Source organism: Variovorax sp. CAN15, from assembly GCF_030462475.1.
Lineage (GTDB): Bacteria > Pseudomonadota > Gammaproteobacteria > Burkholderiales > Burkholderiaceae_C > Variovorax.
In genome coordinates this window covers 13,236-26,858 of record NZ_JASMRZ010000029.1, presented here as the reverse complement: position 1 = coordinate 26,858, position 13,623 = coordinate 13,236, and the positions used below count along the sequence as shown (strand labels likewise).

At 66.2% G+C, this 13,623-nt stretch carries 10 protein-coding genes; 9 read left to right on the top strand and 1 reads right to left on the bottom strand.

The window, feature by feature from the left end:
• The first annotated feature begins 13 nt into the window (after window positions 1-13).
• The 7 genes from QMO14_RS18590 (at window position 14) to QMO14_RS18560 (ending at window position 10,395) form a co-directional block, all read left to right on the top strand.
• Window positions 14-616 carry an isochorismatase family protein gene (locus QMO14_RS18590; RefSeq protein ID WP_301508915.1) on the top strand — a complete coding sequence of 201 codons (603 nt, stop codon included), beginning with the start codon at window positions 14-16 and terminating at the stop codon, window positions 614-616.
• Complete coding sequence (locus QMO14_RS18585; RefSeq protein ID WP_301508914.1) at window positions 559-2,667, top strand: propionate--CoA ligase; 2,109 nt, start codon at window positions 559-561, stop codon at window positions 2,665-2,667. Before QMO14_RS18590 ends, QMO14_RS18585 begins: the two co-directional genes overlap by 58 nt.
• Window positions 2,668-2,846: 179 nt before the next feature.
• Window positions 2,847-5,723, top strand: a complete 2,877-nt coding sequence (locus tag QMO14_RS18580; RefSeq protein WP_301508913.1) for a 2-oxoglutarate dehydrogenase E1 component — start codon at window positions 2,847-2,849, stop codon at window positions 5,721-5,723.
• A 54-nt stretch (window positions 5,724-5,777) separates the two neighbouring features.
• The gene (gene odhB, locus QMO14_RS18575) at window positions 5,778-7,049 is read left to right on the top strand and encodes a 2-oxoglutarate dehydrogenase complex dihydrolipoyllysine-residue succinyltransferase (RefSeq protein ID WP_301508912.1); all 1,272 of its coding nucleotides are present in this window, start codon (window positions 5,778-5,780) and stop codon (window positions 7,047-7,049) included.
• 145 nt (window positions 7,050-7,194) lie between these two features.
• Window positions 7,195-8,622 (top strand): dihydrolipoyl dehydrogenase, encoded by a 1,428-nt coding sequence (gene lpdA / locus QMO14_RS18570; RefSeq protein WP_301508911.1) that lies wholly within the window; start codon window positions 7,195-7,197, stop codon window positions 8,620-8,622.
• 13 nt (window positions 8,623-8,635) lie between these two features.
• Window positions 8,636-9,736, top strand: coding sequence for a cell division protein ZapE (zapE, locus tag QMO14_RS18565; RefSeq protein WP_301508910.1), 1,101 nt, complete (start codon window positions 8,636-8,638; stop codon window positions 9,734-9,736).
• Complete coding sequence (locus tag QMO14_RS18560; protein WP_301508909.1) at window positions 9,733-10,395, top strand: hypothetical protein; 663 nt, start codon at window positions 9,733-9,735, stop codon at window positions 10,393-10,395. Before zapE ends, QMO14_RS18560 begins: the two co-directional genes overlap by 4 nt.
• A 22-nt stretch (window positions 10,396-10,417) precedes the next feature.
• Here the strand turns inward: QMO14_RS18560 and QMO14_RS18555 are convergent, their stop codons facing one another.
• Window positions 10,418-11,194 carry a PP2C family serine/threonine-protein phosphatase gene (locus tag QMO14_RS18555; RefSeq protein ID WP_301508908.1) on the bottom strand — a complete coding sequence of 259 codons (777 nt, stop codon included), beginning with the start codon at window positions 11,192-11,194 and terminating at the stop codon, window positions 10,418-10,420.
• Between the two features lie 109 nt (window positions 11,195-11,303).
• On the opposite strand from QMO14_RS18555, the gene QMO14_RS18550 reads away from it, so the two are divergent.
• Complete coding sequence (locus tag QMO14_RS18550) at window positions 11,304-11,507, top strand: YdcH family protein (protein WP_301508959.1); 204 nt, start codon at window positions 11,304-11,306, stop codon at window positions 11,505-11,507.
• Entirely contained in the window at window positions 11,504-13,582 is a 2,079-nt protein-coding gene (locus QMO14_RS18545; protein WP_301508907.1) for an ATP-dependent DNA helicase, read from the top strand. Before QMO14_RS18550 ends, QMO14_RS18545 begins: the two co-directional genes overlap by 4 nt.
• The last annotated feature ends 41 nt before the right edge of the window (window positions 13,583-13,623 follow it).

Below are 13,623 nucleotides of genomic sequence, written 5' to 3'. Positions count from 1 at the left end.
AAAGAACCCGTTCATGCTGCTCGACGCCTCGCAATCCCAACTCGTCCTGGTCGACTATCAGGCGCGCCTGATGCCGGCGATCTTCGAGGGAGAAGCGGTTGCGCAGAACGCGGTGCGGCTCGGCAAGATGGCGAAGCTGCTCCAGGTGCCGGTGTGGGGCACCGAGCACAACCCTTCCAAGCTGGGCCAGAACCTGCCCGACATCCGCGCGCAGTGCCAGCGCACCATGTCGAAGATGCATTTCAGCGGCGTGGAAGAGGGCCTGGGCGAATGGCTGCGAGTGCCGGCCAAGGCGCCGCAGGGCAATGCGCGCAGCCTGCCCAAGCACCTGCAGAAGCCCGCGGCGCCCGTCGAGGAGCGCAACAGCATCGTGATCGCCGGCTGCGAAGCGCACGTCTGCCTGCTGCAGACGGCGCTCGACCTGCTGGAAGACGAGTTCGAGGTCTGGGTCGTGACCGACGCCTGCGGCTCGCGCACCGAGCGCAACCGCGATGCGGCCTTCGACCGGCTGGCCGGTGCCGGCGCCGAGCTGGTGACGACCGAGATGGTCGGCTTCGAGTGGCTGCGCACGGCGGAGCATCCTGCGTTTTCCGAGGTGCTCTCGCTCATCCGCTGATCGGAAGAGCAGGGGGCGGCTGGGGTGAGACGGCCGGGTTGTCCCGGCTGTCAGCTTGCTGCAAGATCGGTCTCCATAATTATGAATTCAGTTTTGGCGCCTGCCAGGACTGGACGAATAACAGGAGACAAACCGAGATGAGCCGCTACGAAGAGTTCTATCGCCAATCCGTCGACGCGCCCGAGGCCTTCTGGGCCGAGCAGGCGAAGCTGATCGACTGGCAGACGCCCGCGCAACAGATCCTCGACGCGAGCCAGCCGCCGTTCGCGCGCTGGTTCGTGGGCGGCACCACCAACCTCTGCCACAACGCCGTCGACCGGCATCTGGCGCAGCGGGGCGAACAGCCGGCGCTGATCTTCGTGTCCACCGAGACCGGCATCGAGAAGAGCTACAGCTTCGCCGAACTGCACACCGAGGTGCAGCGCACCGCCGCCAGCCTCGTCGAGCTGGGCGTGGGCAAGGGCGACCGCGTGCTCATTTACATGCCGATGATTCCTGAGGCCGCCTTCGCGATGCTGGCCTGCGCGCGCATCGGCGCCATCCACTGCGTGGTGTTCGGCGGTTTCGCCAGCGGTTCGCTGGCCACGCGCATCGAGGACGCCGAGCCCAAGGTGATCGTGAGCGCCGACGCGGGCTCGCGTGGCAACAAGGTCATCGCGTACAAGCCGCTGCTCGACGAAGCGATCCGGCTGTCGAAGCACAAGCCCTCGGGCGTGCTGCTGACCGACCGGGGCCTGGCGCCGATGGACCTGACGCCCGGGCGCGACCACCTTGCCGCCGAACTGCGCCGCAAGCACCTCGACACCAAGGTGCCCTGCACCTGGCTGGCCTCCACCGACATCAGCTACACCATCTACACCAGCGGCACCACCGGCAAGCCCAAGGGCGTGCAGCGCGACGTGGGCGGCTACGCGGTCGCGCTGGCGGCGAGCATGAAGCACATCTTCGACGGCCGGCCCGGCGAAACCTACTTCTCGACCAGCGACATCGGCTGGGTGGTGGGCCACAGCTACATCGTCTACGGACCGCTGATCGCCGGCATGGCGACCATCATGTACGAGGGCCTGCCCACGCAGGGCATCGACCGCCAGCCCGACGGCGGCATCTGGTGGCGCCTCGTCGAGAAATACAAGGTGACGGTGATGTTCAGCGCGCCCACGGCCGTGCGCGTGCTCAAGAAGCAGGACCCGGCGCTGCTGAAGAAATACGACCTCTCGACCCTTCGCGCGCTGTTCCTGGCCGGCGAGCCGCTGGACGAGCCGACCGCGCGCTGGATCAGCGAGGGCCTGGGCGTGCCGATCATCGACAACTACTGGCAGACCGAATCGGGCTGGCCGATGATCACCATCGCCAACGGCGTCGAGCCCAGGCCCAGCAAGTTCGGCAGCCCGGGCGTGCCGATGTACGGCTACCGCATCAGGATCGTGCACGAGTCCACCGGCGAAGAGCTGACCGGCGCGAACGAGAAGGGCGTGGTCGTGGTCGAGGGGCCGACCCCGCCCGGTTTCATGCAGACCGTGTGGAAGGACGATGCGCGCTTCGTCAACACCTACTGGAAAAGCGTTCCCGGCAAGATGGTCTATTCGACCTTCGACTGGGGCATTCGCGACGAGGACGGCTATTTCTACATCCTCGGGCGCACCGACGACGTGATCAACGTCGCGGGCCATCGCCTGGGCACGCGCGAGATCGAGGAAAGCATCTCGGGTCATTCCAACGTGGCCGAAGTGGCGGTGGTCGGCGTGGCCGATGCCCTGAAGGGACAGGTCGCGATGGCCTTCGTGGTGCCCAAGGACGGCAAGGCTGTGACAGATGCCGACGCGGCCCTCGAGCTGGAAGGCGAGATCATGAAGTTGGTGGCCGACCAACTCGGCGCCCTGGCCCGGCCGGCCCGCGTGCGCTTCGTCTCCGGCCTGCCGAAAACGCGCAGCGGCAAGCTGCTGCGCCGCGCCATCCAGGCCGTCTGCGAGCAGCGCGACCCCGGCGACCTGACCACCATCGATGACCCCGCCACGCTGCAGCAGATCAAACAGTTACTCTCTTCCGTCTGAATGAGCGGGAAGGGGGTTGCGAAGCCTCTTTGAACCGTCATATGGTTGACGTGGCACAATGCCAAGGTACTCAGGCCCTTCCCCAGCCACAGTCGCATCCGCCAACCGGTTCAGCCGTGTCGCGGAAGGTTTCTCAAACCAACTAGTGCTTCCCGCAGGGAAGCGAAGGTCAGCGGATCATGAGCGATTCATCCACGCCCTCGGCGTATACCGCCTATCAAGGCAACACGTACCTCTTTGGCGGCAACGCGCCGTATGTCGAGGAGATGTACGAGAACTATCTCTCCAACCCCGGCAGCGTGCCCGACAACTGGCGCTCGTACTTCGACGCGCTGCAGAACGTGCCGGCCGCCGACGGCAGCAACACCCGCGACGTCCCCCACCTGCCGGTCATCAACGCCTTCGCCGAACGTGCGAAGCAGGGCACGACCAAGGTCGTGCAGGCCAGCGGCGCCGACTCCGAACTCGGCCGCAAGCGCACGGCAGTCCAGCAACTGATCGCCGCCTACCGCAACGTCGGCGCCCGCTGGGCCGACCTCGATCCGCTCAAGCGCGCCGAGCGTCCCGCCATTCCCGAACTCGAGCCCTCGTTCTACGGCTTCAGCGACGCTGACCTCGAGACGGTGTTCAACACCAGCAACACCTTCTTCGGCAAGGAGACCATGTCGCTGCGCGACCTGCTCAATGCCTTGCGCGAAACGTACTGCGGCACGATGGGTGCCGAGTACATGTACACCACCGACCAGAACCACAAGCGCTGGTGGCAGCAGAAGCTCGAGAGCGCCCGTACCAATCCCAAGCTGAGCGCCGAGCAGAAGAAGCATGTGCTGAGCCGCCTGACCGCGGCCGAAGGCCTGGAGCGCTTCCTGCACACCAAGTACGTCGGCCAGAAGCGTTTCTCGCTCGAAGGCGGCGAGAGCTTCATCGTCGCGATGGACGAGCTGATCAACCAGGCCGGCGCCAAGGGCGTGCAGGAAATCGTGATCGGCATGGCCCACCGCGGCCGCCTGAACGTGCTGGTCAACTCGCTCGGCAAGATGCCGGCCGACCTGTTCGCCGAGTTCGACCACACCGCTCCCGAAGACCTGCCCAGCGGCGACGTCAAGTACCACCAGGGCTTCAGCTCGGACGTGACCACCCCCGGCGGCCCGGTGCACCTGAGCCTCGCGTTCAACCCCTCGCACCTTGAAATCGTGAATCCCGTGGTCGAAGGCTCGGTGCGCGCGCGCATGGACCGCCGCGGCGACCCGCTGGGCAAGCAGGTGCTGCCCGTGATCGTGCACGGCGACGCCGCCTTCGCGGGCCAGGGCGTCGTGATGGAAACGCTGGCGCTGGCCGAGACCCGTGGTTACTCCACCGGCGGCACGGTGCACATCGTCATCAACAACCAGATCGGCTTCACCACCAGCGACCCGCGCGACAGCCGCTCGACGCTGTACTGCTCGGACATCGTCAAGATGATCGAGGCGCCGGTGCTGCACGTGAACGGCGACGATCCCGAAGCCGTGGTGCTCGCCACCCAGATCGCGCTCGAATTCCGCATGGAGTTCCAGAAGGACGTGGTCGTCGACATCATCTGCTTCCGCAAGCTGGGCCACAACGAGCAGGACACCCCCTCGCTCACCCAGCCGCTGATGTACAAGAAGATCGCCCAGCACCCCGGCACGCGCAAGCTGTACGCCGACAAGCTGGCCGCTCAAGGCCTGGGCGACACGCTGGGCGACGACATGGTCAAGGCGCAGCGCGCCGCCTTCGACGAAGGCAAGAACACGGTCGACCCCGTGCTCACCAACTTCAAGAGCAAGTACGCCGTCGACTGGAGCCCCTACCTCAACAAGAAGTGGACCGACGCCGGTGACACCGCCATCCCGTCCACCGAATGGAAGCGCCTGGCCGAGAAGATCACTACCGTGCCGCAGGGTTTCACGGTGCATCCGCTCGTGAAGAAGGTGCTGGACGACCGCGCGGCGATGGGCCGTGGCGACGTCAACGTCGACTGGGGCATGGGCGAGCACATGGCTTTCGCCTCGCTGGTCGCCAGCGGCTATCCGGTGCGCCTGTCGGGTGAAGACTCGGGCCGCGGCACGTTCACGCACCGCCACGCCGTGCTGCACGACCAGAACCGCGAGAAGTTCGACGAAGGCACCTACACCCCGCTGCAGAACGTCGCCGAGAACCAGGCTCCCTTCGTCGTGATCGACTCGATCCTGTCGGAAGAAGCCGTGCTCGCGTTCGAATACGGCTACGCCTCGAACGACCCGAACACGCTCGTCATCTGGGAAGCCCAGTTCGGCGACTTCGTGAACGGCGCGCAAGTGGTGATCGACCAGTTCATCGCCTCGGGCGAAGTGAAGTGGGGCCGCGTCAACGGCCTGACCATGATGCTGCCGCACGGCTACGAAGGCCAGGGCCCCGAGCACAGCTCGGCTCGCCTGGAGCGCTTCATGCAGCTGAGCGCGGACACCAACATGCAGGTGGTGCAGCCGACCACGGCCAGCCAGATCTTCCACGTGCTGCGCCGCCAGATGGTGCGCAACCTGCGCAAGCCGCTGATCATCCTCACGCCCAAGTCGCTGCTGCGCAACAAGGATGCCACGTCGCCGCTGGCCGAGTTCACCAAGGGCAGCTTCCAGACCGTGATTCCGGAAAGCAAGTCGCTGAAGGCCGAGAAGGTCAAGCGGCTGATCGCCTGCTCGGGCAAGGTCTACTACGACCTGGCCAAGAAGCGCGAGGAGCGCGGCGACGAAGACGTGGCGATCATCCGCGTCGAACAGCTCTATCCGTTCCCGCACAAGGCATTCGCCGCCGAGATCAAGAAGTACCCCAATCTCGTCGACGTGGTCTGGTGCCAGGACGAGCCGCAGAACCAGGGCGCCTGGTTCTTCGTGCAGCACTACATCCACGAAAACATGCAGGAAGGCCAGAAGCTCGGCTACTCCGGCCGTGCCGCCTCGGCATCGCCGGCGGTGGGCTACTCGCACCTGCACCAGGAACAGCAGAAGGCGCTCGTCGATGGCGCATTCGGCAAGCTCAAGGGCTTCGTGCTGACCAAGTAAAACCAGTCCTCTTTCACACGAATACCCTGAAGAACAAATCGGAGCCCACTCCAAATGTCTATCGTTGAAGTCAAAGTCCCCCAGCTTTCCGAATCCGTGGCCGAAGCCACCATGCTCACGTGGAAGAAGAAGGCCGGCGAAGCCGTCGCCGTCGATGAAATCCTGATCGAGATCGAGACCGACAAGGTCGTGCTCGAAGTGCCCGCGCCCTCGGCTGGCGTGCTGGCCGAAATCGTGCAGCCCGATGGCGCCACCGTGGTGGCCGACCAACTGATCGCCAAGATCGACACCGAAGGCAAGGCCGGCGCGGCCGCTCCTGCCGCGGCACCCGCTGCGGCAGCCCCGGCGCCCGCAGCCGCACCGGCAGCAGCTGCCGCCGCGACCGGCGGCTCGAAGGCCGACGTGGCAATGCCCGCCGCAGCCAAGCTGCTGGCCGACAACAACCTGAAGACCGGCGACGTGGCCGGCTCCGGCAAGGACGGCCGAGTGACCAAGGGCGACGTGCTCGCCGCCGTTGCCTCGGGCGCCAGGCCCGCGCCAGCCGTTGCAGCCACCGTGGCGGTGCCGGCCGGCAAGCCCGCGCTGCCGCAGGTCGCCGCACCGACCAGCGCTCCCGACCTGGGCGAGCGCCCCGAGCAGCGCGTGCCGATGAGCCGCCTGCGCGCCCGCATCGCCGAGCGCCTGATCCAGTCGCAGTCGACCAACGCCATCCTGACGACCTTCAACGAAGTCAACATGGCGCCCGTCATGGAACTGCGCAAGCGCTTCCAGGACAGCTTCACCAAGGAACACGGCGTGAAGCTCGGCTTCATGTCCTTCTTCGTGAAGGCCGCTGTGCACGCGCTCAAGAAGTACCCGGTGATCAACGCCTCGGTCGACGGCAACGACATCCTGTACCACGGCTACTTCGACATCGGCATCGCCGTGGGTTCGCCGCGCGGCCTGGTGGTGCCGATCCTGCGCAATGCCGACCAGATGAGCTTCGCCGACATCGAGAAGAAGATCGCCGAGTTCGGCAAGAAGGCGCAAGACGGCAAGCTGGGCATCGAAGACATGACCGGCGGCACGTTCTCCATCTCGAACGGCGGCACCTTCGGCTCGATGCTCTCGACCCCGATCATCAACCCGCCCCAGTCGGCGATCCTGGGCGTGCACGCCACCAAGGACCGCGCCGTGGTGGAAAACGGCCAGATCGTCATCCGCCCGATGAACTACCTTGCCATGAGCTATGACCACCGCATCATCGACGGCCGTGAAGCCGTGCTGGGCCTGGTCGCCATGAAGGAGGCGCTGGAAGACCCGTCGCGCCTGCTGTTCGACATCTGATCCACCCCCAGTCTTCGCGCACTTCGTGTCGCTTCGCCAACCCCCACACGGGGGCAACACCTGCGGCCCGGCAAAGCCGGTTCCGCGGTGTTCGCGAAGGAGCCCTGATTCACGCAGCGCGATGGACAACTGAAACGGAAACCCAATGAGCAAACAATTCGACGTCGTCGTCATCGGCGGCGGCCCCGGCGGCTACATCGCAGCTATTCGTGCCGCGCAACTCGGCTTCAACGTCGCCTGCATCGACGAGTGGAAGAACGGCAAGGGCGGCCCGGCACCGGGCGGCACCTGCACCAACGTGGGCTGCATTCCCTCGAAGGCGCTGCTGCAGTCGTCGGAGCACTTCGAGCAGGCCGGCCACCACTTCGCCGACCACGGCATCAAGGTCGAAGGCCTGGGCCTCGACATCGACAAGATGCTGGCCCGCAAGGACCAGGTCGTGAAGCAGAACAACGACGGCATCCTGTACCTGTTCAAGAAGAACAAGATTTCGTTCTTCCACGGCCGCGGTTCGTTCGTGAAGGCGGACGCAGGCGGCTACGAGATCAAGGTGGCTGGCGCCGCTGAAGAGTCGATCGTCGGCAAGCACATCATCGTGGCCACGGGCTCCAACGCCCGCGCGCTGCCGGGTACGCCGTTCGACGAGGAGAACATCCTCTCGAACGACGGTGCGCTGCGCATTGGCGCGGTGCCGAAGAAGCTGGGCCTGATCGGCTCGGGCGTCATCGGCCTCGAAATGGGCTCGGTGTGGCGTCGCCTCGGCGCTGAAGTCACGGTGCTCGAAGCACTGCCGACCTTCCTCGGCGCGGTGGACGAGCAGATCGCCAAGGAAGCCAAGAAGGCCTTCGACAAGCAGAAGCTCAAGATCGAACTCGGTGTGAAGGTCGGCGAGATCAAGTCGTCGAAGAAGGGCGTGAGCGTTGCCTGGACCAATGCCAAGGGCGAAGCCCAGACGCTGGAAGTCGACAAGCTGATCGTGTCGATCGGCCGCGTGCCCAACACCATCGGCCTGAACGCCGAAGCCGTGGGCCTGAAGCTCGACGAGCGCGGCGCCATTGCCGTGGACGACGAGTGCAAGACCAGCCTGCCCAACGTCTGGGCCATCGGCGACGTGGTGCGCGGCCCGATGCTGGCGCACAAGGCCGAGGAAGAGGGCGTTGCCGTGGCGGAGCGCATTGCGGGTCAGCACGGTCACGTCAACTTCAACACGATCCCGTGGGTGATCTACACCAGCCCCGAGATCGCGTGGGTCGGCCAGACCGAGCAGCAGCTCAAGGCCTCGGGCCGCGCCTACAAGGCCGGCACCTTCCCGTTCCTCGCGAACGGCCGCGCACGCGCGCTGGGCGACACGACCGGCATGGTCAAGTTCCTGGCCGACGCGACGACGGACGAGATCCTGGGCGTGCACATCGTGGGCCCGCAGGCCAGCGAGTTGATCTCCGAAGCCGTGGTGGCGATGGAGTTCAAGGCCAGCGCCGAGGACATCGCACGCATCTGCCACGCGCACCCGTCGCTGTCGGAAGCCACGAAGGAAGCGGCGCTCGCCGTGGACAAGCGCACGCTGAACTTCTGATCTCGCCGATCTCTTGACCAGCGTCAAACAGGCCTACGAGGCGGAACTCGCGGCGCGCGGGTTCAAAAGCGATCCCGCGCAACTGCGCGCCGTGGAGGCGCTGGATCGCTGCGCCAACGAATGGGCCGAGTACAAGGCCCAGCGCTCGAATGCGCTGAAGAAGTTCATCAACCGGCCGGAGCTTCCGCGCGGCGTCTACATGTATGGTGGCGTCGGGCGGGGCAAGAGCTTCCTGATGGACCTGTTCTTCAACGCCGTGCCGCTGCGGCGCAAGACGCGCCTGCACTTCCATGAGTTCATGCGCGAGGTGCACCGCGAACTGCGCGAGCTGCAAGGCACGGTCAACCCGCTCGACGAACTGGGACTGCGGATCTCGAAGCGCTACAAGCTGATCTGCTTCGACGAGTTCCACGTGGCCGACATCACCGACGCGATGATTCTTCATCGGCTGCTGGTGTCGCTCTTCGAGAACGGCGTGGGCTTCGTCACTACCTCGAATTTCAAGCCCGATGACCTGTATCCGGGCGGACTCCACCGCGACCGCATCCTGCCCGCGATCGAGCTGCTGAACGAGAAGCTCGAAGTCCTGAGCGTGGACAACGGCACCGACTACCGCCGCCGCACGCTGGAGCAGCTGCGCATGTATCTCACGCCCAACGACGCGGCGGCCGAGAAGGAGATGCGCAAGGCTTTCGACAAGCTGGCCGAGGTGGCCGACGAAAACCCGGTCCTGCACATCGAGCAGCGCGAGATCCGCGCGCGGCGCAAGGCCGGCGGCGTGGTCTGGTTCGATTTCAAGACGCTGTGCGGCGGTCCTCGCTCCCAGAACGACTACCTCGAGATCGCAAGCCAGTTCCACACCGTGCTGCTGTCCGACGTACCGCACATGCCGGTGCGCATGGCCTCCGAGGCACGCCGTTTCACATGGCTGGTCGACGTCTTGTACGACCGGCGATGCAAGCTCATCATGTCGGCTGAGGTTCCGCCCGAGGCGTTGTACACCGAAGGTCCGCTGTCGCACGAATTTCCGCGCACGGTCTCCCGGCTCACCGAAATGCAATCGAGCGAGTTCCTTGCCCTGGAACGCCGCGTCGTCGATACCCGACTCACATGAAAAAAATCGTTCTTGCCCTGTCCATGGCGCTGGCCAGCCTTCCGCTGTGGGCGCAGTCCAACGCCGCGGCGGGCAACACCGACCTCGAGGCCGAGAAGCGCCGGCTTTCCTCGGAGCGGGAGGTCATCGAGAAACGTTTTGTCGAAGAGCGGGCCGCCTGCTACAAGAAGTTCGCGGTGGAAGGCTGCCTGCAGGAAAGCCGCAGCCGCCGCCGCAAGGAAACCGACAACATCAAGCGGCAGGAAACCGCCATCAACGACATCCAGCGCCAGCGCAGCGGTGCGGCCGAGTTGCAGAAGCTGGACCAGAAGGCCGCCGCGCAGCGCCCGGTGGACACGCCCGAGAAGCAGCAGCAGTCGATCCAGGACCAGAAGGACCGCGAGCAGCGTGCCGCCGATCACGCGGCCAGTCGGGCTTCCACGGCGGCCGAGGCAGCCGAGCGCGAGCGCCAGTTCCAGTCCAAGCAGCAGGCGCATGCTGACGAGCAGGCCAAGGCTGCCCAGCGCCGCGCCGAGGCGCCCGAAGCCGTCAGGCGTTTCCAGGAGAAGCAAAGGCGCGCTGCAGAGCACAAGGCCAACCTTGAGCGCCAGAACGCCAACCGTGACAAGCCGCGCGGGGCGCCCTTGCCTCCGCCGCCCGCAGAACCGGCCAAGCCCTGAGAAAAAGAAGGGTGGCTGTCGCTCAGGCTGCGGCAGCGGCCGGGAGCGGGTCGAGCTTCAGAACGGCGATCGAGATGTTGTCGCCCGTGCCCCTGGCCCGGCGGCGCGCTTCGCCCACCAGGATCTCCACCGCATCGCGCGGGGGTTGTGCATAGAGCACGCTCGCCAGCTCCTCGGGGCTGAAGTAGTGCCAGAGTCCGTCGCTGCAGGCCATCAGCAGGTCGCCCGGCGCCAATTTCGGGATGTAGTAGGGGTCGATGGGTGGCGGCGTGGTCGTCATGCCCAGGCAGCCCAGCAGGATGTTGCCCTGCGGATGGATGTTGGCCTCGGCTTCGGTGATCTGGCCGCGGTCGATCAGCACCTGCACGTACGAATGGTCGCGCGTTCGCTTGAGCAACTCGCCGTCGTGGAAGTGATAGATGCGCGAGTCGCCGGCATGGATCCAGGCGCAGTCGCCCTTCGGGTTCATGAGGAAAGCCGCGATCGTGCTGTGCGGCTCCTGTTCGGCGGAAGCGGCGGTGAGCTTGATGACCGTGTGCGCGTCTTCCAGGATCTGCTTGAGCAGGGCTTCGGAGTCTTCCTTGCCAGGCTGGTAGCGTGTGAAAAGCTGGCGCGCCGTCATGAGCACCTGGTCGGAAGCCTTGCGCCCGCCGCTGCGCCCGCCCATGCCGTCCGCCACCACGCCCAGCACGCAGCCGGTCACGCGCGGATGGCTCATCAGCAGGACCTGGTCTTGCTGGTACGGGCGGTCTCCCTTGTGAAGTCCGGTGGCCGCTGCGAGTCGAAAGCCTTGGGTCATGAAGCAATATGCGCCTGAGGCGCCGGTTCCTGTCTTCTCGGAGATTCGTGTCAGGACGTATTATCGAATGAACATGCGACACGAAAACCACGCGTGCGCTCCTCCACCGTTGGACTCCAATCTCCACTCTCTTTCCCGTCAGCTGATCGAACTGCGCATCGAGCACGCTGACCTCGACGCCACCATAGACCGGCTGGCCGAAGGCTCGCCGCAGGATGAACTGCTGCTGCGGCGCCTGAAGAAGCGCCGCCTTGGGTTGCGCGACCAGATCGCCCGACTGGAAAACATCCTCGATCCGAAAGAGCCGGCGTGACGGGTTCGCTCGAAGACAAGGTGCGCGACGCCTTCGCGCGCGATGGGGCGCTGTCGCATGCCGCGGAGCAGTTCCGCGAGCGCCCGGGCCAGACCGAGATGGCCATGGCCGTGGCCCGCACCATCGACCAGGGCGGTGTGCTGGTGGTCGAGGCTGGCACCGGCGTGGGCAAGACCTTCTCGTATCTCGTACCGGCGCTGCTGAGCGGGGAGCGCGTTCTGCTCTCCACCGCCACCAAGACACTTCAGGACCAACTCTTCGGCCGCGACCTGCCGCGCCTCGTCGAAGCTTTCGGCCTGCCCGTGCGCACGGCACTGCTCAAGGGACGCGCCAGCTATCTGTGCCTGCACCGGCTCGACATGGCGCGCCACGATGCTTCCCTGCCAGAGCGCGGCAGCCTGCGCACGCTCGCCAAGATCGAACAATGGTCGAAGGCCACGCGCACCGGTGACCTGGCCGAGCTGCCGGGGCTCGACGAGCGTTCGCCGCTCATCCCGCTGATCACCTCCACGCGCGAGAACTGCCTGGGCGCGCAGTGCCCGCAGTTCAAGCCCTGCCACGTCAACCTGGCGCGGCGCGAGGCGCTGGCGGCCGACATCGTCGTCATCAACCACCATCTTTTCTTTGCCGACCTCGCGGTGCGCGAGACCGGCATGGCGGAGCTGCTGCCGACGGTGAGCGTGGTGGTGTTCGACGAGGCCCATCAGCTCAACGAGACCGGCGTGCAGTTCCTGGGCGCGCAACTCGGAACCGGACAGGCGCTCGACTTCGCGCATGACATGCTGGCCGCCGGCCTGCAGCATGCGCGCGGCCTGGTCGACTGGCAGCAGTTGGTGTCCGCGACCGAGCGCGCCGCGCGCGAGCTGCGGCTGGTGGTCGGCAAGCAATGGCCGGGCGCCAAGCTGCGCTGGCTGGGCGCATCGCCCGAGGGCATCGACCCTGCCGCATGGCAGGGCGCGCTCGACGAGTTGCTGGATGCATTCCGGGCGGCTGCGGACGGGTTGGACACGGTCAGCGAAATCTCTCCCGACTTCGTGCGGCTGCACGAGCGGGCCCGTCAGCTTGCAAAACGCACCGCACGCTTCGCCCTGCCGTGCGAGCTCGATTCCGTGCGCTGGGTGGATGTGGGCACGCAGCTGCGGCTCATCGAATCGCCGCTGGACATTGCGGATGCGATGCGCAAGCGGGTGCTCAAGATCGCCGACGAGCCGGATGAAGCTGGGGCCGATGAGGAGGACGACCTCGATGCCTACGGCGAGCAGCCAGGGCGTTCGGGCGCGGCGCGGGAAGAGGGCCGCCGCGCCTGGGTCTTCACCTCGGCCACGCTGGGCGACGAGCCTACGCTGCGCTGGTTCACGGAGCCCTGCGGCCTGCAGGACGCCGAAGTGCTGCGCGTGCAGAGCCCCTTCGACTACGCCTCGCAGGCCGCGATCTACGTACCGCGCGCCTTTCCCAAGCCCAACGATCCGTCGCACAGCCAGCGCGTCGCGCAATTGGCGGCGCGCGGGGCGGCGGAGCTCGGTGGCCGCACGCTGGTGCTGACGACCACGCTGCGCGCACTGCGCACCATCGGCGACGAGATGAGGCAACGGTTCGAGCTGCTCGATGGGCAGCATCGGCCCGAAGTGCTCGTGCAGGGCGAACTGCCCAAGCGCGTGCTGATGGACCGATTCCGCGAAGGCTCGAGCGCCGGGCGAGCAGGATGCGTGCTGGTGGCATCGGCCTCGTTCTGGGAGGGTTTCGATGCGCCGGGAGACGTGCTGCAGCTGGTGGTGATCGACAAGCTGCCGTTTCCGCCGCCCAACGATCCGCTGGTCGAGGCGCGCTCGCAGCGGCTGGAGTCGCAGGGGCGGAGCTCGTTCGCCGACTATTCGCTGCCCGAGGCGGCGGTGGCGCTCAAGCAGGGAGCGGGGCGGTTGATCAGGCGGGAAACCGACAGCGGCGTGCTGGCGATCTGCGATACGCGGCTGGTGGCGATGGGCTACGGCCGCCGTTTGCTGGCGGCCCTGCCGCCGATGCGGCGGCTCGAAAACGAAGCTGACTTCGAAGCCGCGCTGGAGGCGCTCAGGAACTGAGCTGGAAGCTCCGGCAGAGCGCTTGCGGCTCTACCGGTCGG

What these genes read in the sequence shown, in the direction of transcription:
- odhB (WP_301508912.1), top strand. Translation starts at nt 5,778, where the DNA reads ATGTCTATCGTTGAAGTCAAAGTCCCCCAGCTTTCCGAATCCGTGGCC.
- lpdA (WP_301508911.1), top strand. Translation starts at nt 7,195, where the DNA reads ATGAGCAAACAATTCGACGTCGTCGTCATCGGCGGCGGCCCCGGCGGC.
- QMO14_RS18590 (WP_301508915.1), top strand. Translation starts at nt 14, where the DNA reads ATGCTGCTCGACGCCTCGCAATCCCAACTCGTCCTGGTCGACTATCAG.
- QMO14_RS18555 (WP_301508908.1), bottom strand. Translation starts at nt 11,194, where the DNA reads ATGACCCAAGGCTTTCGACTCGCAGCGGCCACCGGACTTCACAAGGGA.
- QMO14_RS18560 (WP_301508909.1), top strand. Translation starts at nt 9,733, where the DNA reads ATGAAAAAAATCGTTCTTGCCCTGTCCATGGCGCTGGCCAGCCTTCCG.
- QMO14_RS18580 (WP_301508913.1), top strand. Translation starts at nt 2,847, where the DNA reads ATGAGCGATTCATCCACGCCCTCGGCGTATACCGCCTATCAAGGCAAC.